General features: G+C 39.7%; 21 protein-coding genes. 6 read left to right on the forward strand and 15 right to left on the reverse strand.

Annotated elements, in window-relative coordinates; translation table 11 throughout:
• Positions 1-97: 97 nt before the first annotated feature.
• Positions 98-835 carry a bis(5'-nucleosyl)-tetraphosphatase PrpE gene (gene prpE / locus DFR59_RS02000; protein WP_114744235.1) on the forward strand — a complete coding sequence of 246 codons (738 nt, stop codon included), beginning with the start codon at positions 98-100 and terminating at the stop codon, positions 833-835.
• 12 nt (positions 836-847) lie between these two features.
• Here prpE and DFR59_RS02005 read toward each other — a convergent pair whose 3' ends face one another.
• Genes DFR59_RS02005 through DFR59_RS02020 form a run of 4 tightly spaced genes read right to left on the reverse strand, consistent with a single transcriptional unit; the run spans position 848 to position 3,623 of the window.
• Positions 848-1,744, reverse strand: coding sequence for an RluA family pseudouridine synthase (locus DFR59_RS02005; protein ID WP_114743954.1), 897 nt, complete (start codon positions 1,742-1,744; stop codon positions 848-850).
• Positions 1,745-1,756: 12 nt separating this feature from the next.
• The gene (locus tag DFR59_RS02010; protein ID WP_114743955.1) at positions 1,757-2,551 is read right to left on the reverse strand and encodes an NAD kinase; all 795 of its coding nucleotides are present in this window, start codon (positions 2,549-2,551) and stop codon (positions 1,757-1,759) included.
• 26 nt (positions 2,552-2,577) lie between these two features.
• The gene (gene yjbM / locus DFR59_RS02015) at positions 2,578-3,222 is read right to left on the reverse strand and encodes a GTP diphosphokinase (protein WP_114743956.1); all 645 of its coding nucleotides are present in this window, start codon (positions 3,220-3,222) and stop codon (positions 2,578-2,580) included.
• Positions 3,223-3,248: 26 nt separating this feature from the next.
• Positions 3,249-3,623: a UPF0738 family protein gene (locus DFR59_RS02020; RefSeq protein ID WP_114743957.1), complete on the reverse strand. Its 375-nt coding sequence runs from the start codon at positions 3,621-3,623 to the stop codon at positions 3,249-3,251.
• Between the two features lie 128 nt (positions 3,624-3,751).
• On the opposite strand from DFR59_RS02020, the gene DFR59_RS02025 reads away from it, so the two are divergent.
• The 4 genes from DFR59_RS02025 (at position 3,752) to DFR59_RS02040 (ending at position 6,444) form a co-directional block, all read left to right on the forward strand.
• Positions 3,752-4,330 (forward strand): CYTH domain-containing protein, encoded by a 579-nt coding sequence (locus DFR59_RS02025; protein ID WP_114743958.1) that lies wholly within the window; start codon positions 3,752-3,754, stop codon positions 4,328-4,330.
• A gap of 23 nt (positions 4,331-4,353) precedes the next feature.
• Positions 4,354-4,998 carry a lytic transglycosylase domain-containing protein gene (locus DFR59_RS20465; RefSeq protein WP_170137255.1) on the forward strand — a complete coding sequence of 215 codons (645 nt, stop codon included), beginning with the start codon at positions 4,354-4,356 and terminating at the stop codon, positions 4,996-4,998.
• 181 nt (positions 4,999-5,179) lie between these two features.
• Positions 5,180-5,581, forward strand: a complete 402-nt coding sequence (locus DFR59_RS02035; protein ID WP_114743959.1) for a globin domain-containing protein — start codon at positions 5,180-5,182, stop codon at positions 5,579-5,581.
• The gene (locus DFR59_RS02040; RefSeq protein WP_114743960.1) at positions 5,581-6,444 is read left to right on the forward strand and encodes a ClpXP adapter SpxH family protein; all 864 of its coding nucleotides are present in this window, start codon (positions 5,581-5,583) and stop codon (positions 6,442-6,444) included. The genes DFR59_RS02035 and DFR59_RS02040 overlap by 1 nt, the downstream gene beginning before the upstream one ends.
• 523 nt (positions 6,445-6,967) lie before the next feature.
• Here the strand turns inward: DFR59_RS02040 and pepF are convergent.
• From pepF to DFR59_RS02075, 6 genes are all read right to left on the reverse strand, one after another.
• The gene (gene pepF / locus DFR59_RS02050; protein ID WP_114743962.1) at positions 6,968-8,785 is read right to left on the reverse strand and encodes an oligoendopeptidase F; all 1,818 of its coding nucleotides are present in this window, start codon (positions 8,783-8,785) and stop codon (positions 6,968-6,970) included.
• Positions 8,786-8,865: 80 nt separating this feature from the next.
• Complete coding sequence (locus DFR59_RS02055; protein WP_158538286.1) at positions 8,866-10,098, reverse strand: competence protein CoiA; 1,233 nt, start codon at positions 10,096-10,098, stop codon at positions 8,866-8,868.
• 93 nt (positions 10,099-10,191) lie between these two features.
• Entirely contained in the window at positions 10,192-11,703 is a 1,512-nt protein-coding gene (gene cls / locus DFR59_RS02060) for a cardiolipin synthase (RefSeq protein WP_114743964.1), read from the reverse strand.
• 91 nt (positions 11,704-11,794) lie between these two features.
• Positions 11,795-12,454 carry an adaptor protein MecA gene (gene mecA, locus DFR59_RS02065; protein ID WP_114743965.1) on the reverse strand — a complete coding sequence of 220 codons (660 nt, stop codon included), beginning with the start codon at positions 12,452-12,454 and terminating at the stop codon, positions 11,795-11,797.
• Between the two features lie 408 nt (positions 12,455-12,862).
• Positions 12,863-13,258, reverse strand: a complete 396-nt coding sequence (gene spxA / locus DFR59_RS02070; protein ID WP_114743966.1) for a transcriptional regulator SpxA — start codon at positions 13,256-13,258, stop codon at positions 12,863-12,865.
• Positions 13,259-13,537: 279 nt separating this feature from the next.
• Positions 13,538-14,116: a GNAT family N-acetyltransferase gene (locus DFR59_RS02075; protein ID WP_114743967.1), complete on the reverse strand. Its 579-nt coding sequence runs from the start codon at positions 14,114-14,116 to the stop codon at positions 13,538-13,540.
• A gap of 176 nt (positions 14,117-14,292) precedes the next feature.
• Between DFR59_RS02075 and DFR59_RS02080 the strand changes: the two genes are divergently transcribed.
• Complete coding sequence (locus tag DFR59_RS02080; protein WP_114743968.1) at positions 14,293-14,478, forward strand: hypothetical protein; 186 nt, start codon at positions 14,293-14,295, stop codon at positions 14,476-14,478.
• A 188-nt stretch (positions 14,479-14,666) separates the two neighbouring features.
• On the opposite strand, the gene DFR59_RS02085 is transcribed toward DFR59_RS02080, so the two are convergent.
• From DFR59_RS02085 to DFR59_RS02105, 5 genes are all read right to left on the reverse strand, one after another.
• Positions 14,667-15,605 (reverse strand): ABC transporter ATP-binding protein, encoded by a 939-nt coding sequence (locus DFR59_RS02085; RefSeq protein ID WP_114743969.1) that lies wholly within the window; start codon positions 15,603-15,605, stop codon positions 14,667-14,669.
• 3 nt (positions 15,606-15,608) lie between these two features.
• Positions 15,609-16,667, reverse strand: coding sequence for an ABC transporter ATP-binding protein (locus DFR59_RS02090; RefSeq protein WP_114743970.1), 1,059 nt, complete (start codon positions 16,665-16,667; stop codon positions 15,609-15,611).
• Positions 16,668-16,683: 16 nt separating this feature from the next.
• Positions 16,684-17,700, reverse strand: coding sequence for an oligopeptide ABC transporter permease (opp3C, locus tag DFR59_RS02095; RefSeq protein WP_114743971.1), 1,017 nt, complete (start codon positions 17,698-17,700; stop codon positions 16,684-16,686).
• Positions 17,700-18,626 (reverse strand): oligopeptide ABC transporter permease, encoded by a 927-nt coding sequence (gene opp3b, locus DFR59_RS02100; RefSeq protein ID WP_114743972.1) that lies wholly within the window; start codon positions 18,624-18,626, stop codon positions 17,700-17,702. Before opp3b ends, opp3C begins: the two co-directional genes overlap by 1 nt.
• Positions 18,627-18,806: 180 nt before the next feature.
• Positions 18,807-20,492 (reverse strand): peptide ABC transporter substrate-binding protein, encoded by a 1,686-nt coding sequence (locus tag DFR59_RS02105; RefSeq protein ID WP_114743973.1) that lies wholly within the window; start codon positions 20,490-20,492, stop codon positions 18,807-18,809.
• Positions 20,493-20,617 lie beyond the last annotated feature (125 nt).

Raw genomic sequence — 20,617 nt, forward strand, 5'->3', positions numbered from 1 at the left:
ATTTCCTATTTTTATCACCGTCATGTTACAGTATGATTGGATGAATATGTATACAATAAGAATGTTGATAGTAATAACCGGGAGTTGAGTGATCTTGCTGAAAATCGATATTATTGGAGATATTCATGGATGCATAGATGAATTTAAAGAACTTACCATTAAGATGGGCTACGAGTGGATCAGCGGCATTCCAATCCATCCTGAAAATAGAGTGCTCGGTTTTGTCGGTGACTTGACAGATCGGGGCAAAAATTCAATGGAGGTTGTTCAGATTGTATATGACCTCTGGAAAAATGGGCTGGCACACTATGTCCCTGGGAATCACTGCAATAAATTGTATCGCTACTTATTAGGAAATAAAGTGATGATTGCCCATGGACTTGAAACGACAGTGGAAGAATTGGATCGGCTTGCTCCTGCTGAACGTTCAAAAATCACCGATGCATTCAAAATACTCTATGAAGAAGCCCCGCTTTATTCCTTGCTTGATGAAGGAAACCTCATTCTTGCGCACGCAGGAATCCGTGGGGACTATATTGGAAAAATGAATGAAAAAGTAAAGACATTCGTTCTGTATGGCGACATTACAGGGGAAAGAAATCCAGATGGATCGCCTGTTAGAAGGGACTGGGCGAAACATTATAAAGGCAGCTCATTGATTGTCTACGGGCACACTCCTGTCCAGGACGCACGGTTCATAAACCGGACCGTCAATATTGATTCAGGAGCTGTATTCGGCGGGAAACTTACGGCATTGAGATATCCTGAAATGGAAATCGTGGATGTGCCATCATCCATGCCGTATGTTCCGGAGAAATTCAGGGATTTTGATTAAAAGGCAGACTTATTAGAAGTCTGCCTTTGCCAGTTGTTCCATATCCTTCGGCAGATCTGCTGTGAAAATGAGTTTTTCATCTTGTATCGGATGATAAAATTCAAGTTTCACGCAATGGAGGGCCTGCCTTTTTATATGTTCCGTGCTGCCGCCATACAGGTCGTCTCCAGCGAGTGGATGGCCTATATAAGACATGTGTACACGGATTTGATGTGTCCTGCCCGTTTCAAGCTTTAACTCCACCAATGAGTGGGAAGGCTGCGAACGGATTACTTCATAGTGCGTCACTGCTTTTTTCCCCTGTTCATTGACTTCCCTCTCAATGATGCTTGTCGGCTTTCTTCCAATCGGGGCATCAATGACCCCTTTTTCAGGACTGATATTGCCTTCTGCGACTGCTAAATACGTCCGGGTCAATTGATTCGTTTTTTGCTGTTTTGATAGGAGGTGGTGGCAGTACCTATTTTTAGCGATAAGAAGCAGACCTGATGTATCACGGTCCAGCCTTGTCACTATATGGATGGTCGCACCTATCATTTTTTTGTTGTAAAGCCCGAGGACAGCGTTTGCGATGCTGCCATCTGGTCGGTCTCTCGAAGGTATAGTATTCATTCCTGGTGGTTTATTTATTACCAGCACATGATCATCTTCATATACGATATCGAGCGGGATATCCTGTCCCAATAGCCCGCTGCTCGGTATTTCCGGAGGGAAAAGGACCGTCAGCTTATCCCCTGTCTTGAGAAGATACCTTACATTTACTACCTGTCCATTGACTTCAATGCGTCCACCTGAAAACTTAATATCCGTCAATGCTCTTTTGGAGATCTCCCTGGCAGCAAGGAAATCTTTAATGCTCATTTCTTTGCCGGCGTCATCTATCTCCCACGTAAGAACAAATGAATTCATGCCGATTCCCTTTCAGTCTGCCACGAATGAATCATGGACCCTTTTCCAGAATGGGAACGGACGGAACCTTGCAAAACGGATTTTTTCATCAGCCACCCTGAATTGAATGGACTTTACATCTTTATGCAGTAGAGTCAGATGGTCAACTGTAATTAAAAAATCTGATTTATTAACAGGCTTAAGCATACATGTATGATGAGCTGGCAATATCAATGGTGATCCAATGGTGCGGAAAACCTTGTTATTGATCGAAGCCATTTCCGCTAGCTGAATGGACGGAAGGGATGGATGAATGATCGCTCCGCCAAGGGCTTTATTGTAGGCTGTACTTCCTGATGGCGTGGAAACGCACAATCCGTCGCCGCGGAATCGCTCAAAGTGCTCTCCCCTGATTTCCACATCCATGACAAGGGTCCCTTCTACTGCTTTCACGGTAGATTCATTCAGTCCGAGATACCTTGTCTCTTTGCCCCCATGCTCATACCGGATGATCACTTCAAGAAGAGGGTATTCAATGATTTGATAAGGGGTCTTGGCTATTGCAATAACTAACTTTTCAATTTCCTCAGGCACCCAGTCGGCATAGAACCCCAAATGCCCAGTATGGACCCCGACAAATGCCGTCTTATCCAACCGTGAGCTGTAGCGGTGAAAAGCATAAAGCAAGGTGCCGTCACCACCAACGGAGATGACAATATCCGGCTGTTCTTCGTCATACTCCAGCTCAAAGTCCTGCAGATATGTCCTCATTTTGTGCATTAATGTATTTGATTTCGAATCGCCCTTCGATTTAATGGCAAATTTCATTATGAGCACCCTCTTCATTCATTGGACTAGGATTTCTTTTTACTTTCATTATGTATTTCTTTCTTTTTTGAGAAAAACACCTGCGCTTCTTGAATTTCTTCCCTGATCTGAGACATCTCTTCATCCAATTGGAATGCAGCTTCAGCAGCTCTTTTCAGCCGCATTTTAATCTCTTCAGGAAACTGCCCCCGATATTTATAATTCAATGAATGTTCGATTGTCGCCCAGAAATTCATGGCAAGCGTCCGGATTTGAATTTCCATCAGAATCTTCTTTTCTCCATCGATCGTCTGCACGGGATATTGAATGACAAGATGGTAGGAACGATAACCGCTCGGCTTTTTATGTGAAATATAGTCTCTTTCTTCAACAATTTCAAAATCATTCCGCTTCCTGAGCATCTCAACAACCGGCTTGATATCATCTACAAATTGACACATCATTCGAAGGCCGGCGATATCCTGCATCTCTGACTCAAGACGATCAAGGGGAATCCCTTTCTGGTTGGCTTTATCTAAAATGCTCGCTATCGGTTTGACCCTGCCTGTAACAAATTCTATCGGGGAATGTACACCATCCATCTCGAATTGTGTCCGCATCCCTTTCAACTTGATTTTCAATTCGTCAACAGCCTGTTTATATGGCGCTAAAAAAAGCTCCCAGTGTTTCATCACATTCACCTCATTCAGCCTGCTATTTACTTAGAAAGGAAGACACTCTCTGCTTTTTTGACCATTTCTTCGCCATAATTGCTGTTGCCTTCTATATTTTCAATCAGATAAGCCAGTTCCTCATGGATATTTTCAAGGACAAGCTCCTCATCCCCTGAAACGGCTTTAATCGTGATTTGTTCATCAAGTGCCGATTTCATATCTCCCCATACACTCTCCGGAAGGTAAATGTATACATAGTCTTCTTCCGTTTCTGCCAAATAAACAAATGCCACTGCATCAGAATCAACAATTAGTTGTCCAGCCGGCTTCAACTCGCTGAGGGGATACTTTTCTTCACTATGTAAAATAAGTGCATTGCTGAGTTTTTCAGCATTCTTCAGTTGTAATGTCTTTCTCATAGTAAATCTCCTTCCTATTGCTTCTTTTAGTATTTTACCATATGATTCTCAATACATCTAAGGATTGATGAAATAGACTTTTAAAGGAATAATGGAATAGAATTTTCTTGTTGAAAAGGAGTTTCGGTATGTCAAAGGAAATTGAAATTGAATTCAAAAATCTATTAAGCAAAAAAGAATTTGAATCTTTGAAGAAATCATTCGGGATAGAAGACCGATCCTTTACCTCTCAAGTGAACCACTACTTCGATAGTGAAGACTTTAAGTTGAAAGAGCTGGGTTCTGCTCTAAGAATAAGGATGAAAAATGACAAAGCTGTGCTGACGTTAAAGGAACCTGCGGAAGTAGGGCTGCTCGAAACTCATCAGCCGGTTGAGGCGGAGGAAGTAGATTCTTATTTGAAAGGTCATGCCTTTCCTCCCGGTGAAGTTGTCGATCGTTTAACGGAACTATCTATTGATATGGATTGCCTCAGCTATTTTGGCACCCTGCAGACGAATCGGGCCGAAGCAGATTATAAAGGCGGCCTGCTTGTTTTGGACCATAGCTCCTATTTAAATTTTGAAGATTATGAGATAGAATATGAAGTGAAAGATTTCCAATCCGGGAAAAATTTATTCAATCAATTATTGGAAGAACATCGAATCCCCATTCGGGAAACGGAAAATAAAATCAAACGCTTTTACTTAGCAAAATTTAATTCATAAAGCTCAATCCAGGAGGTTCACTAATGACTTCTATTAACTCTCTTAATTCCTTGATGCAGCTGCAGGCAATCAAAAATATAACCGGGAACGGAGAAACATCCATATTTAATAAGGATACCGAAGATAATCTGTTCTCAGATCTATTAAATGAAATCATTCAATCAGCAGAAAACGGCACGCAAAAAATAGGTGAAGGAACTTCGCTTTTATTATCTAAATTGAATCAAACCGTCCCTATCCAGTTAAATGATCGTTTGAAAACGCCGATAACAGGCAAGTCGGACAGTGAATTTCATTCTATTGACAGCATCATACAAAAAGCTTCTGATGCATTTGGCCTGCCGGCGAAATTGATTCACGCCGTCATCAAACAGGAGTCTAATTACAATCCCGAAGCCAAAAGTGCGGCAGGAGCAGCTGGATTGATGCAATTGATGCCTTCAACGGCAAAAGCGCTGGGAGTATCCAATATCCATGATCCGGAAGAAAATATCTTTGCAGGGACCAAATATTTAAAGCAAATGATGAACAAGTACTCCGGCAACGTAGATTTGGCATTGGCAGCGTATAACGCCGGTCCGGGAAATGTCGACCGGTATGGAGACATTCCTCCATTTAAAGAAACACAAAAATATGTTGAGAAGGTAAAATCCTTCTTCCTCAGCTGACTATAAGCCTTGCATGTCCATTTTAGACATTGCAGGGCTTTTTTCTTTGATTCATAGAATAGAATGAAGTAAAATCATCAAACATATTAGTATTCAGACAGCGGGACAAAGCGATTTGTTTGAGTTATCCCATTTCCCTTGCTACAATGGAAATAATCTAAAAGGTAAAGGAGTTACCAATATGATCGAGAAAGATGCTACGCCTTTTAAATTGATTGGCGAGGAAAAACTCTCGATGCTGGTGGATGCATTTTATAGAAGAGTTGGAAAACATCCTGACTTATTCCCCATCTTTCCTGACGATCTTACTGAAACCGCTAGGAAGCAAAAGCAGTTCCTGACCCAATATCTCGGAGGTCCCCCTTTATATACAGAGGAACACGGGCATCCAATGATGAGGGCTCGCCATCTGCCCCATCCTATCACACCGACAAGGGCTCAGGCTTGGCTCGGCTGTATGAAAGAGGCGATGGACGAAGTCGGTCTCGAAGGACAAATCAGGGATGAATTTTTCGCAAGATTGACATTGACCGCCCGGCATATGGTAAATATCACGGAAGAAGAACTGGGTGAAGAGATTTGATGGATATGACTGCATGGAATGATTCAAACAGCTGCGGACAGCTAAAAAAGCCGTTGGAGATCTATATGTTCATCGATCCGCTCTGTCCCGAATGCTGGGCTCTTGAACCTATCATGAAGAAGCTTCAGATCCAGTACGGTCGTTTTTTCACACTAAAACATGTAGTCAGCAGCAAGCTTGCAAGATTGAACACCGCTGCTCAAACCCCTGAGAATATTGCAGATTCCTGGGAAAAGACTGCATGCCGTACAGGCATGTCATGTGATGGAAGTCTTTGGTTCGAGAATCCTATTTCTGCTCCCTATTTAGCGTCAATGGCGATTAAAGCTGCCGAGCTTCAAGGAAAAAGAGCTGCTTCCAAGTTCTTAAGGATATTACAGGAATTTCTTTTTCTTAAGAAGGAGAATATTTCTCACCTGGATATTTTACTTGAATGTGCAAAAACGGTCGGGCTTGATACCGAGGAATTTATGAAAGACATCCATTCTGCCAGCGTCGCGAAAGCTTTGCAATGCGATCTAAAAATTTCTTCTGAAATGGAAGTTTCAGAAATTCCAACCCTTGTTTTTTTTAATGAAAACATTGAAGATGAAGGTTTAAAAGTAACTGGATTATATCCGTTTAAGGTATATGTACAGATCCTCTCAGAACTTCTTGACGAGGAACCTGAACCTGCACCTACACCTAGCCTAAATGCTTTTCTGAAGCATTATAAGGTGGTAGCATCCAAAGAAATTGCAGAGGTTTATGAAATGTCCATTTCAGAGGTTGAAAAAGAAATGAAGAAATGGGCTTTGCAGCAAAAGGTCAAAAAGATACCAGCTAAACACGGTTCTTTTTGGAAATACATTGAGTCCAAATGATATTTTAAAATAATAAATAAACACAAGAAACCCCTGGCATAGCCAGGGGTTTCCATTTTACGAACAAAGGGGATGGGAGAAATTTTTCACGGTCAAACAAAGGGGTATATGTTTGTATGTGATCAACTTCACACTAGTAATATAGCATGGGGAGACTTGTATTTGCAAGTGCATGTTAGTTATTTCACAATATTGTCAAAAAGCTTTCCAAGATACCTGATTAGTTGGAATAGATCCCATTCTCTTTCATATATATAGCTTATACTGCTTATCCGGAGTGACATGCTATGAAATTGAACTGGTTTCTTATCGGGTTCATCCTCCTTTTTTTGGCCGCTTTTTGGTTCAATGTCCTGGGCTTATTGGAGATCTATCCTATTTTAATAACGTCGCCTTTTTTGTTTTTTTCTTTATTTCTGCTTGTTTTCTACTTTAATCAAAGAAAGAGATTCAAAGGGTTCAAAAGACGATTTTAGTGGAAACAAAAGGAAAAGAGGAGGGCAAATGCCATCCTCTTTTCCTTTTATCCTAATAGCTCTTCTAGTTCGGCTAACTTTTCTTCGAATACTTTCAAAGCCGCTTCAATTGGTTCTGAAGTCGTCATGTCCACTCCTGCTTTTTTCAGTACTTCGATAGGATAGTCAGAGCTTCCTGACTTCAAGAAGCCGATGTATCTTGAAACAGCTTCTTCGCCTTCGTCCAGAATCTGCTGGCTCAAGGCAGTTGCAGCACTGAATCCTGTTGCATATTGATATACATAATAATTGTAGTAGAAATGCGGGATCCTGGACCATTCCAAACCGATTTCTTCATCAATCACGATATCTTCGCTTCCGAAGTATTTTTGGTTTAGCTTATAATACTCTTCTGTCAGCAAATCTGCTGTCAATGCTTCGCCATTTTGAGCTTTCTTATGGATCAGATGCTCGAATTCCGCAAACATCGTCTGACGGAACACCGTGCCCCTGAAGCCTTCCAAATAATGATTCAAAAGGTAGATGCGCTTCTTCTCATCATCGATGGTTTTTAATAAGTAGTCATTCAGCAAAGCCTCGTTGCATGTAGACGCTACTTCAGCTACAAAAATAGAATAGTTCCCGTACGTATACGGCTGTGACTTGCGTGTATAGTAGCTGTGTACACTGTGGCCGAATTCATGAGCCAGCGTAAATAAATTATTGACGTTATCCTGCCAGTTCATCAAGATATACGGATTAGTCCCATATGCTCCTGAAGAATAGGCGCCGCTTCTCTTCCCTTTAGTTTCAACAACATCTACCCACCGGTTTGAAAATCCTTCTTCAAGAACATTTCTATATTCTTCACCCAATGGAGCCAGGCCTTCAAGGATCATATCTTTTGCTTCGTCATATGGAATTTCCATTTTTACTTCTTTCACAAGTGGTGTGTATAAATCATACATATGCAATTCATCAACACCAAGAATCTTTTTGCGCAGCTTTACATAGCGGTGAAGCAGGTGCAGATTGTCATTTACAGTATTGACCAGATTATCATATACACTTTCCGGAATATTATTTTCAGAAAGGGCTGCATGACGCGCTGAATCATAGTTGCGAACCCTAGCATTGAAGTTATCTGTTTTCACCTGTCCGCTCAGGGTGCTGGAAAAAGTATTTCGATACTTTCCATAGGTACTGTAAACAGCTTTGAATGCATCTTCCCTTACACGACGGTCAGCACTTTCCAAAAAGCGGGTATATCTGCCGTGAGTGACTTCTACTTCCTCACCGTTCTCATCTTCAATGGATGGGAATTCAAGGTCGGCATTATTCAGCATCCCGAACGTATTGCTTGAAGCCATGAAGACCTCTCCAGCCTGTGCAAGCAGTGCCTCTTCCTCCGAAGAAAGTACATGCGGCCTTTGAAGGTTGATTTCTTCAAGTGCGTGCTTATATTGCTGTAAATCCTGATTTCCTTCAACGAATTTTGTAAGTTTCTCTTCATCGATGGATAAAATTTCAGGAACCACATAGGAAAAAGCACTGGAAATCTGGGTATAGAGGTTCTTGGCTCTATCATCCATCCCCTGATAAGTCGAATTCGTGGTATCCTGGTCATACTTCATATGGGAATAGGTATAGATTTTCCCCATCTTTTCCAAGACCTCATCCTGATATTTCAATAGCTTCAACAAGTCTTCTGCACTGCTGCCAAGCTTTCCTTTAAAGGAATCAGCGTCTTTCAGCATATCCTTTACTTCGCTATATTCTTCATTCCATTTTTCATCTGATCCAAAGATATCTTCTAATTTCCATGTCAGTTCTTCAGGCACTTCTTTACGCTTTGGCAATGCCTTTGTCGCAGTAGAGTTTTCCATCTCTAAATTCCCCCATTCTTTCGTGTTACGAAAAATTTTACCTATCTCTCATCAATTCGATGTAAACAAGGGAAATCCTTCTAGAAAAACGTAATTCTCTCTATTAATTGACGATTTATATCCTTAATGATGGTCATATAATAGTTCTTTTCCTCTTCTATCCCCATCTCCATATTGAGATAAAAATTGAATTCCTTTACATACATAAATTTATTCTTGCCACAAATTTTCAGGTGTCCTGTTCTCACAAGCAGATGTAGATAAGAAGAGACCATCCGCTCCGTAAAATCAATAGAAAACAGCGGCAGCGGCCTTTTTTTGATATCCCCTCTATGAATTCTTTTTTGAACATTTTGCAGGCACCTGTCCATATCGATTATTTTACCCTTATTGTGATTAAGTGTATCCGTCCAAATATAAAGCTGCCATTCTAATGGATGAGACGATACAGAGCACATATAAGAGACAGGAAGGCCTATTTGAGGAGCAAGCAAAAATGGATTTAGCCCATTCTCATAAATGGCCAATAAGAAACGATCCCTTTTCCATCTGCTGTAATGGACACGCTGCTGCATCCATTTATTTTTTTCATCAATCCATCTTTTTATAGGATATTGTGTAAAAGAATCTGCAGGATTAAAAAGAATTTGTGAAGGGTCCAGTTTAGTTAAGGGAGAGATGAGTGGAGCAGCAAACGTTTTTGATGGTGTAAGAGGAAAAATTTTTGAGTATTGACCCATGACTTTACTATCAGGGGAGTAAGAAAGGAGTATTGGACTGCCATTTGAGGACATCTGGGCAAAGGACCATTGAAATGGTGAAAGTTTATAGATGCTTGTATTCCCTTCCTTCCCTTTTCTGATAGGCGCATCTCCCATTATCCAAATGGGTTTTATATTCATCTCGTGATAGCCTTTTGTCCGGGCTTGAATAAGGGAGGATGGTATCGAAGAACATTGATATTCTATGGCATAAATCTGTCCCTGGGCCATCATAAGGATATCCGGCCTTTGTCCGATTTCCTCGAGATACGGTTCAAGCTCAACTGAATCCGGATAGAACTGTTTTAACCAATTGAAAATATCAAGCTTACCATTTAAATGCTGAATGGATTCTGATTCGCTGAGACTGCTGCAGGCGGATTGACTTTTGTGGGAGAAATGGGGAATGTTGATGCTCCCTGCTTTTATAAGCAGTGAATCACCACAGTGAGGGCAGTAAAACTTTTGGGTTCGTCTTATTCGTTCAATTTCGTTTATGGGCTTTTTCCATAATACAGTGAAATCTCCATTTTCATTTTTGGCAGAAATCACAACTTCACCTCCTTGTTCATTATCATTCTTCATCCATTCAATAAACCCTGCAAAAATGAAAAAAACCGCCCAATATTATGCGCGGTCTAATTTCTAGAGCAAAGGCGATAAAAGCCTCGATGTGGACTCCAGAAGCCTGTATCCGATGTGCCGGTCCTTGAATGTATCCAGATTCAGTTCATTGGAATTTTCCAAATCATGGAGGTATTCCTTCACTAACGTCTGGGTGCTTAAGGTCCTATATAAAAAAGCATTGACTTCAAAATTCAAATGAAAGCTTCTCATATCCATATTCGAAGTCCCAATTGAAGCAAGTTCATTATCGACAATCACAATTTTACTATGCATAAATCCTTTTTCATACTCATACACTTTGACCCCTGCCGCTAGCAGCTCCGGAAAATACGATCTGGAGGCATGAAATACGATTCTTTTATCTGGGCGGTTTGGTACAAGCAATCGTACATCGATTCCGCTCAAGGCAGCAATCTTTAAAGCAGAAAAAATATCTTCATCAGGGATAAAATATGGAGAGGCAATCCAGACAGAATGCTCAGCAGAATTGATCATCGCAAAAAAGATGTCTTTCAAAACACTCCATTCATTATCTGGTCCCCCTGCTATCATCTGCACCCCACCATCCTGAAAAAGCTCCGGCGGCTCTGCATGAAGATATTTTTCATCCAGGAAATGTTCACTTGTCATGTAATACCAATCTTGAAAAAATATGAGCTGAAGAGATTTTACAGCTTCTCCATGTACCATTAAATGGGTATCTCTCCAAAAGCCGAAGTGGTCATTTTTCCCTAAATATTCATCTCCGATATTCAACCCGCCTACAAACCCAACTTTTCCATCAATCACAATGATTTTTCGGTGGTTTCGGAAATTAAACTTATTGTTCAAAAAAGGAACCTTTACCGGTCCGAATGGAATGGCTTCGACACCTGCAGCCTTCAATTCAGAGATATATCGTTTAGAGAGCTTCCACGAACCAACTGCATCATAAAGGAAACGAATTTTCACACCTGCTTTGGCGCGGTCTATTAGGATCGATTTTATTTCCTGCCCAAGTTCATCATTTCGTACAATGTAATATTCCATATGAATATGATGTCGTGCACGTTTTAATTCTTCCTTGATGAATTGAAAAGTCTCTTGTCCATTTGTCAGTACTTTAGTAGCAGTCGAGAAGGACACCGGACTATGCCCAAGCTTTTGAGCAAGGTGATAAAGCTTCTTTTGGTGATCCCCGAGCTTCTCAAGCCTGGGTTCATGATTCTCTGGAAAATCTTCATATTTTATAAAAGCTTCTTTATCAAGGATGTATTTTTCCCTGAACATCTTTTCTTTTCGATAATTCCTTCCGAAAAGGAGATAAAAAACGAATCCCAATAACGGAAAACTCCCAAGCACGACCAGCCATGTGAGCGTCTGTGTGGGATGCCGGTTTTCCAAAAATATCACTACCCCGATAAAAATCACTGATAGTGTAATGATAAAGCTGAGATATTTTAATACATCATACTCAAGCCAATCTTTCATAATAATGTATACACCGGTTAACGCTGCTAAAAACAAGACTAATCTTACTGTGTTTTTCACGTGAATCCACCGCCAGTCATGATCCCATTCTAATTAACGCACCTGAGCGATAAAAAAACCGATTTCTCATGGAAATCGGTGTTGAAGCCTTTCAGCTAAAATGTTTATTAAGGACAGAAAATACATCTTTATCGATTACAATATTACCGTATTCTTCTAACCGATGGATGGTCATCTGTGTTTCATTTCCGTATTCGAGAAGCACACTCAACACGTTGTCGATTTCATCTTCTTCAAATACATCTTCCTGAAACTCAACATATAAATAATATTTATCCTCAAATGAGAACAACTTTGTATTTAAATGCTCTAAACCAGGACGCTTTGACAATGATATGGCATCCTCAATGTCTTTGAATGATAATAGAAATTCAAGTGAATCCTCATTATCCGAATCCTGCTGCCTTAATTGAAACTGCTGATCAAGAAGTTCTTCAATTCTTTCATCCACAGGCAAATCCTTTAATTTATCTTCCGGAATAGGCAGTTCAAAACGCTGGCCATCCTTGGACATCTGTGCTCTAGTCACTAGGACTTCCAAGCCTTTGTCAAGCGCCTGTACCTGAATCCATAAAGGACCTTCTACTGAAAACTCTTCTTCCTGATGGACTTCATCCATCATTTCCCAAAAGAGTTCCTCACTACGCTCGCGATTGTACCAAATTTCTTCGCGATCGAAACCTCTCTCTTCTATATCAAGATACGAAATATAAAATTTAACCGTATTTTCGTTAATTCTCTCGATTTCCACTTTCAACTCTCCCTTCTTTGTTAAAGTGATGAAGGGACTACACCCCCGAGCATCTGCTCAAATCGATGTTGAAGCTGTACAAAGTATTTTGTACCTTGTACTCTTATTTTATGATAATAAGGTCTAAAATGGAAACAAAATGTACTATTTCTTGAACAAAATAATCAAATGCCCATCAAGTCCTTTTTTCAATTGGGTCGTTTTGGCTATTTTAGCCCATTCAAATAAAAATTTCAAGTCAGAATATTTTTTCAATTCAAAAGACTGGTGATGAATGTTCGAATTTTCTCAGCCCATCTTAAATGAATAAGAAAAAGCCTGCCGGTAATGTACAGCAATGCAGCGTTGAAACTTCTTGTCTCGAACTTGCAGCCGAACATATTATGGGCAGGCCTTTATAGTTAAAAATTAATTGACCATTCTTTGCGCTTCACGCAATTGGAATGTCCTTACTTTACGAGGAAGGAATCTTCTAATCTCGTCTTCATTATAGCCAACTTGAAGGCGCTTTTCATCAATGATGATCGGACGTCTTAAAAGACCAGGATTTGATTGAATCAATTCAAATAACTGCTGCAGAGGAAGAGTTTCTAAATCCACATTCAGCTTTTGGAATATCTTTGAGCGGGTTGAGATTATTTCATCTGTACCGTCTTCTGTCATACGAAGGATCTCTTTGATTTCCTCTAAGCTAAGAGGTTCTGAGAAAATATTTCTTTCCGTATATGGAATTTCATGCTCCTCTAGCCATGCTCTTGCTTTCCTACATGATGTGCAGCTTGGGGAAGTGTATAATGTAACCATTCTTCATTCACACTCCTATATAATAATGGATTTTAGTTATCTTATGGATTTTTAGTTTATAATTACTATAAATAAAAAATCTATATTGTGTATTATACACTATTTAAATATAATTGAACATACATTTTGGAATATGTAATAATTGTTATACATACATTGTACAATTTTTGTCAAAATTCGTTTGATATAATACATTACCCCTTATTTACTGCATATAAACATGCCTTTTTAAAGTTTTTTGAATATAAAAAGGTGCGGCTTTATGCCACACCTTCTGCATTAAATATCCTTTAATATATCTTCTGAATCCTTCGTGTCTTCATCATATGTCAACACTTCATTCACCGGCTGATATGATGCACCATAAAAATCTGTGTCCTTATAAGTATGAATCATTTCGTATGTTTTCTTCATTGCTTCATAAACTTGTTCTTCGGACTCATTATTAGGAGCCCAATAAAGGATTTCCATTGCATTGATTTCATTAGTAGCTAATGAACGCCTGCGATAACCAATGTTCTGGGCATGCTCAAATCCTTCCCTCTTATAAAACCGAAGTCTTTTCTCAGTATCCGTATCTTCATAATTTACTGGTTCAACTTCTAATATAATTGGCTTGTTTTTCTTTTTCAACTTTTCAATTAACTTATGTCCAAGTCCTTGGCCCCTTGCATCTTTGGAGACAAATAAATAATCAATGAAAGTAAAATCTTCAAGTTCAACATACATCAATACGTGTAGTGGACCTTCATCCTTATGGTAGATCTCACCCTTATCTTTCAATAATGTCTCCATATGTTCTTTCGATTTCATTTCCACAACGGGAAAATACTGATTCAATTTTTCATACCAATGCATTTTTCTGCTCCTCCTGAACTTATTCTCAATCAATAAGCTCCCATCTTTGTATTTATATTATTGCGATTACTACTGCTTTTCATTCAGGTTCCGGCATACAATGAAATAAGCGCAGCAAGTCCAATGGCAATACTTAATGGTTAGAGAGCGATTAAATATAAAGATGGAGGTTTATGATGACTGAGTATGTGATTGATTTGATACTTTTCTCCGCATTCGTCATCGGGTTAACGGCCATAATGGGCGTTTTGACAAATGGAATAGGAGAAAAATTATTCGGTGGAAAGAATAAAAGGTTTTTCGTGGAAAAATCAGCTTCCATTCAATCTGGCTGGAATAAGGTTGGCGGAAGAAGTGATTAAACTTTTTTAGACGTTTCCAACACTATATCCAATTATCTCTTTTCCCCCTATTTATAGTTATTAAACATAAAAAGAGAATTCCCTTTATATTTTTTATTCTAACTTGTTAAGTTTGTGTCGAAATTTCCGAGGAAATGAGATAAAGGACAAAAAAAAACGATCCAATTAGGATCGTTTTTTTCTATTTATTAATCATGTTTATATTGTGCTTGGTATTGGACAAATTCCTTTTCAGAGCAAAGGACGAAATGACCAGGTGCTACTTCCCTCATTTGTACGTCTTCCCCGTCTTTATAATCATGTACGTTCGGATCGTAGGTTTTTCTCTTTCTGGACCGTTCGTATTCCGGGTCCGGAAGCGGAATCGCTGAAAGAAGTGACTGTGTATAGGGATGCAAAGGATTCTTATACAATTTTTCAGATGTTGTCAACTCGACTAATTTACCGAAATACATAACACCGATACGGTCTGAAATGTATTTTACCATTGACAGGTCATGCGCAATGAACAGATATGTCAGGCCTTTTTCTTTCTGCAATTTTTTTAGAAGGTTAACAACCTGCGCTTGGATGGAAACATCAAGCGCTGAAATCGGCTCATCCGCAATGATGAACTCTGGATCTACAGCCAAAGCACGTGCAATTCCGATACGCTGTCTTTGCCCGCCTGAGAATTCATGCGGATAGCGGTTCGCATGCTCTTTATTCAATCCAACCGTTTCAAGAAGATCATAGACAATTTTCATGCGCTCTTCTTTTGATTTTGCAAGACCATGGATATCAATACCTTCGGCGATGATATCCGCTACTTTCATACGGGGATTCAAAGATGCATATGGATCTTGGAAAATCATCTGCATTTTGCGATTGAATTTTTTCAATTCTGCCCTGGATTTTTTTCCATGAACATTTTCCCCATCGAATAGTACTTCACCATCTGTCGCATCGTACAAACGGATGATTGTACGGCCAGTCGTTGATTTTCCACAGCCTGACTCGCCAACCAACCCTAATGTCTCTCCTTTATAAATATCAAAAGTGAGACCGTCAACTGCTTTAACCTCGTTAGGGCGTCCTACGTTGAAGTGCTGCTTAAGGTTTTTGATTTCAAGTAATTTTTCTGCCATTTCTTAACGCCCTCCCTTTGATAAAGATGTTTTCGCTGAAGGGAATTTGCGCATACGAACCTTCACAGCTTCCGGCGGCTCAACTTTCGGAGCATCCGGATGCAGAAGCCATGTTGCTGCATAATGAGTGTCAGAAACCTTGAACATTGGAGGCTCTTTTTCCAAATCGATTTTCAGCGCAAATTCATTACGAGCTGCAAATGCATCTCCTTTTGGAGGATCCAATAAATCTGGAGGAGTACCAGGAATCGCATATAACTCTGCATCAGCAGCATCAAGGTTAGGCATGGAACTGATTAATCCCCATGTATATGGATGCTGTGGGTTATAGAAGATTTCATCCACTGTACCCACTTCCACAATTTTTCCACCGTACATAACTGCTACTCTATCCGCTACATTTGCCACTACACCTAAATCATGTGTAATGAAAATAATGGATGTATCAATTTTCTTTTGTAAAGCCTTCATCAATTCAAGAATCTGAGCTTGGATTGTTACATCCAATGCAGTTGTCGGCTCATCCGCAATAAGAACCTGTGGATTGCATGCTAATGCAATCGCAATAACGACACGCTGTCTCATACCACCAGAGAATTGGTGAGGATATTGCTTCAGACGAACTTCAGGTTTTGGGATCCCAACAAGTTTAAGCAGTTCGAGTGCACGATTGCGCGCTTCTGCTTTGCCTAAATTTTGATGCTTCAACAATGGTTCCATTATCTGCTTTCCAACTGTCATCGTTGGGTTCAAGGAAGTCATTGGATCCTGGAAGATCATCGAGATGTCTTTTCCACGGATTTTCTGCATTTCTTTTTCAGATGCTTTGGTCAAATCTTTATTGTTAAAAAGGATTTCTCCAGATTTAAATTCAGCACTTTGCTCAGGCAATAATCGCATAATTGATTTAGTCGTTACGGATTTACCTGAACCTGATTCACCAACTATCGCGAGTGTTTCCCCTTTGTATAAGTCGAAGTTCACTCCACGAATTGCTTGTACTTCACCTGCAAAGGTGTGAAAAGATATGTGCAAATCTTTTACTTCTAATAACTTTTCCATTATTTCACCACCCTTATTAATCACGCATCTTAGGATCTAATGCGTCTCGTAGACCATCTGCCAATAAGTTGAATGCAATCATCAACAAACAGATAATGATTGCCGGGAACAACATGATGTGCGGAAGGATCTGCATAGTGCGGTATCCGTCCTCAATCAATGTACCAAGTGATGCTGCCGGAGCCTGAAGACCCAGTCCGATAAAGCTTAAGAATGCTTCGAAGAAGATAGCACTCGGAATTGTAAACATAGTGTTGATGATAATGACACTCGCCAAGTTAGGAATCAAATGTTTAAAGATGATTTTCCCATTGCTCTCACCCAATGTACGGGAAGCGAGGACATATTCCTGTGACTTTAATTTCAGTGTTTGTCCACGAACAACACGTGCCATACCTACCCAGCCCGTGATGGTAATTGCGATTGTGATGGATAATATTCCTGGTTCCAGAACTAAAATCATCAAGATTACTACAACGATATTCGGTATACCTACTAGAACTTCAAGGATACGCTGCATGATATTATCGGTGCGTCCGCCATAGAATGCTGAAATTCCGCCGTAAGCCACACCAATGACCATGTCAATGAAGGCTGCCAATATGGCAATGTATAGGGAAATCTGTGTTCCTTTCCACGTTCTTGCAAAAAGGTCACGTCCAAGTCCGTCAGTACCGAACCAGAAATATTCGTCAACATTCTTTCTTTCATACATGTCTACTTCTTGACCGCCAAGCTGCATTTTTCCATCAAAGATTCCAAGCTTTTCAAGACCTGGAACTTTCGGAGGCAGATTCGCAAAGGCAAGGTTTTGTTCTTTATAGTTATGTTTCGTCATATGTGGGCCTGCAAAAGCCATGAACGCCAAAATGATAAGAAGGATCAGAGCAAATAGGGCCCCTTTATTCTTTTTGACACGCAGCCATGCATCTTGCCAATAGTTCAAGCTGGGCTTTGCAATGCGCTCACCTGATGATGTATCAATATTAGCGGGCTGAAATAATTCTTTTGAGATTTTTTCTGGCTGATTCATTATTTTTTACCTCCCGCTAAACGAATTCGAGGGTCGATTACACCGTATAGCAAGTCGACAACCAAAATGATTGCGATTAAAGCAAATGCGAATAAAAGTGTTGTACCCATAATAATCGGGTAGTCATTTGTCATGATGGACTTAACGAATTGTTCACCAATTCCCGGAATAGAGAAAATCTTTTCAACTACCAGGGATCCGGACATTAGACTTACAGCTAATGGTCCCAATACTGTAATCAATGGAATCAAAGCATTACGGAATGCATGTTTGAATGCAATTTCAAAAGATGAAGCACCTTTTGCTTTTGCCAATGTTATATAGTCGGAACCTAATACTTCTATTAATTCTGAACGCATAAAACGTGCTCCTGTCGCAATTGGGAACATGGCCAATGCGATAGTAGGCAAGATGCTGGATGAGAACCCATTCCAGAATGCCACAGGGAATATTTCAAATTTAACAGCCAGCACATACTGCAAAAGTGCAGCGAATACGAAGGATGGGATTGATTTTCCAAGAACAGCAATGAAGGTACTGCTGTAATCCACCCATGTATTTTGATAAATAGCTGCCAAAACCCCTAAAATGACCCCAAGAAGGGTACCTACAAACATAGCTTGGAAACCTAGCATAGCGGAAGGTCCGATTCGTTCGAGGATTAGCTCAGTTACGCCGTGGTTATCGAATTGAAATGATACTCCCATGTCACCTTTAAGCAAGCCAAAGATATAATGTGCATATTGAACAGGAACGGGATCATTCAATCCATACTTTTCATTCATGATATGAACCTGTTCTGCAGATAGCTTCTGGTCGTTAAACGGTGAACCAGGCAGTATTTTCATGAGGAAAAATGTAAACGAAGCAATGATAAATAAAGTAATAATCATGTATATTACACGCTGTAAAACATACTTCGTCATTGCTGCACCTCCTAGTAATAAACTCTATCTTCTATAGTATCTGTGATTCACTAAAATTAGTGTCGAAATTTAGTATTTTTTCTAAAAATTCGCCAATATTCGACAATTCTTATACAGGGAAAAAGAGAGTATACTCGAGGATATACTCTCTTTCCGCTATTGGAAAAATATCAGCCTATATTATTTTTCAATGTGCGTCCACTTGTAGCTGAACTCAGGTCCAAATGGATGTACATAAAGATCTTTAACATATTTTTGTTGAAGAACTGCTTTTGCACGTTGGTATAATGGAGAGATTGCAGCATCATCCATTAGGATTTTCTCAGCTTTTTGCAGAGCTTCCCAACGAGCTTGAGGATCAGTTGCTAAAGTAGTTTTAGCATCGCTGATCAACTTATCGTATTCTGGGTTGGAATATCCCATTTTATTTTGAGATCCGCCAGTTACGAACAAGTCAGAGAAAGTCATTGGATCTTGGTAGTCAGGACCCCATCCAGCAACTTGGATATCGTAGTCTTGCTTAGTATCAAGATCAAGACGGATTTTGAAAGGTACTTCTTTCAACTTGATAGAAAGGCCTTCAAGGTTCTTTTCAAGTTGGTTTTTGAAGTAAGCATCCATGTTTTTAGATACTTCAGAGTCACCGCCAAGAATTTCAAGGTCTAACTTGTCAGTTCCAAGTTCCTCTAATCCTTTTTTCCAGTACTCTTTCGCTTTATCAAGATTGTATTCGTTCATATCGCCGTTTCCTTTACGGAAATCGTCGCCGCTTTCAGGATTGAAAGCAAATTCTTTTGGAACTTCGTAGTTTGCAACAACTGATCCGTTTGCAAGAACTGTATCAACCATAGATTGTTTGTCTACAGCCAAAGAAAGTGCCATACGGATGTTTTTGTTAGCTAAAGCAGTCTTTTTGCCTGTGCGCTCTTGGTTAAATTTAAACCAGAAGATTGTCGGCTCAAGATATTTGTTCAAATCTGGATCGTTTTCATATTGTGTTACATATTCAGCGCTTAGAGCAGCACGGTCAACTTTACCAGTTTTGTAAAGGTTAACTGCAGTACCAGTTTCTTTAACAACGTTTACGTTAACTTGAGTAAGTTGAACTGTGTCTTTATCCCAGTAGCTGTCGTTCTTTTTGTATTTCCAAGAAAGACCTGTTCCGTTCCAGTCAGACAATGTGAATGGACCGTTGTAGATCATGTTATCGCTGTTAGTAGCGTATTGATCGCCTTTAGATTCTACGAACTCTTGGTTTTGAGGGTAGAAAATAGGGAATGTCATTAATGATAGGAAGTAAGGAACTGGACGCTCCAAAGTAACTTCTAAAGTTTTATCGTCTATAGCTTTAACTCCCAATTGATCTGGAGCCATTTTGCCTTCGCCGATTTCAGCTGCATTCTTGATTACGCCGCCCATCATGTAAGCTCCGTATGGAGTTGCATTTTTAGGGTCAATTGTTTGCTGCCATGCATAAACGAAATCGTTTGCAGTTACAGGAGTTCCGTTAGACCATTTAGCGTCGCGGATCTTGAAAGTGTAAACTGTACCGTCTTCATTTTTTTGAGGTTCTTCAGCAGCCATACCTAATGTTGGCTTGTTGTCTTTGTCAAGACGCATTAAACCTTCGAATACTTGGTTCATTACGTTAAGAGAAACAGCATCCTGTGCCATGATTGTATTCATGGTTGGAATCTCCGCAGTTTCGTAAGTATTCAGGACTTGCTCAGTTTTAGTCTTAGTACCTGTGTCGCCTTTACTGCCCTCATTTGAAGCTTTCTCTTCATCTTTGCCGTAGCAAGCTGAAAGGAACATGCTTAGAACGAGTGAAAAGCATAAAAGTAATAATAATTTAGACTTTTTCACTAGTAGACCTCCCTTTTTTATTTTTCTGAAAAATTTCTACAATGATTATTATACATAAATTCAGAAGATTGTACATTACTTTTTTTAAAAAAAATTTACACAATTGAAATATTTTTATTATTCTA

The sequence above is a fragment of the Falsibacillus pallidus genome (assembly GCF_003350505.1).
Classification (GTDB): domain Bacteria; phylum Bacillota; class Bacilli; order Bacillales; family DSM-25281; genus Falsibacillus; species Falsibacillus pallidus.

Bases quoted from the DNA above. Each gene is read 5' to 3' on its own strand.
- DFR59_RS02020 (WP_114743957.1), bottom strand. From the start codon at position 3,623: ATGAGAAAGACATTACAACTGAAGAATGCTGAAAAACTCAGCAATGCA.
- DFR59_RS02080 (WP_114743968.1), top strand. From the start codon at position 14,293: ATGACTGAGTATGTGATTGATTTGATACTTTTCTCCGCATTCGTCATC.
- opp3C (WP_114743971.1), bottom strand. From the start codon at position 17,700: ATGAATCAGCCAGAAAAAATCTCAAAAGAATTATTTCAGCCCGCTAAT.
- pepF (WP_114743962.1), bottom strand. From the start codon at position 8,785: ATGGAAAACTCTACTGCGACAAAGGCATTGCCAAAGCGTAAAGAAGTG.
- spxA (WP_114743966.1), bottom strand. From the start codon at position 13,258: ATGGTTACATTATACACTTCCCCAAGCTGCACATCATGTAGGAAAGCA.
- DFR59_RS02010 (WP_114743955.1), bottom strand. From the start codon at position 2,551: ATGAAATTTGCCATTAAATCGAAGGGCGATTCGAAATCAAATACATTA.
- DFR59_RS02025 (WP_114743958.1), top strand. From the start codon at position 3,752: ATGTCAAAGGAAATTGAAATTGAATTCAAAAATCTATTAAGCAAAAAA.
- DFR59_RS02040 (WP_114743960.1), top strand. From the start codon at position 5,581: ATGGATATGACTGCATGGAATGATTCAAACAGCTGCGGACAGCTAAAA.
- yjbM (WP_114743956.1), bottom strand. From the start codon at position 3,222: ATGAAACACTGGGAGCTTTTTTTAGCGCCATATAAACAGGCTGTTGAC.
- DFR59_RS02035 (WP_114743959.1), top strand. From the start codon at position 5,180: ATGATCGAGAAAGATGCTACGCCTTTTAAATTGATTGGCGAGGAAAAA.
- DFR59_RS02005 (WP_114743954.1), bottom strand. From the start codon at position 1,744: ATGAATTCATTTGTTCTTACGTGGGAGATAGATGACGCCGGCAAAGAA.
- DFR59_RS02085 (WP_114743969.1), bottom strand. From the start codon at position 15,605: ATGGCAGAAAAATTACTTGAAATCAAAAACCTTAAGCAGCACTTCAAC.
- DFR59_RS02075 (WP_114743967.1), bottom strand. From the start codon at position 14,116: ATGCATTGGTATGAAAAATTGAATCAGTATTTTCCCGTTGTGGAAATG.
- DFR59_RS02090 (WP_114743970.1), bottom strand. From the start codon at position 16,667: ATGGAAAAGTTATTAGAAGTAAAAGATTTGCACATATCTTTTCACACC.
- opp3b (WP_114743972.1), bottom strand. From the start codon at position 18,626: ATGACGAAGTATGTTTTACAGCGTGTAATATACATGATTATTACTTTA.
- DFR59_RS20465 (WP_170137255.1), top strand. From the start codon at position 4,354: ATGACTTCTATTAACTCTCTTAATTCCTTGATGCAGCTGCAGGCAATC.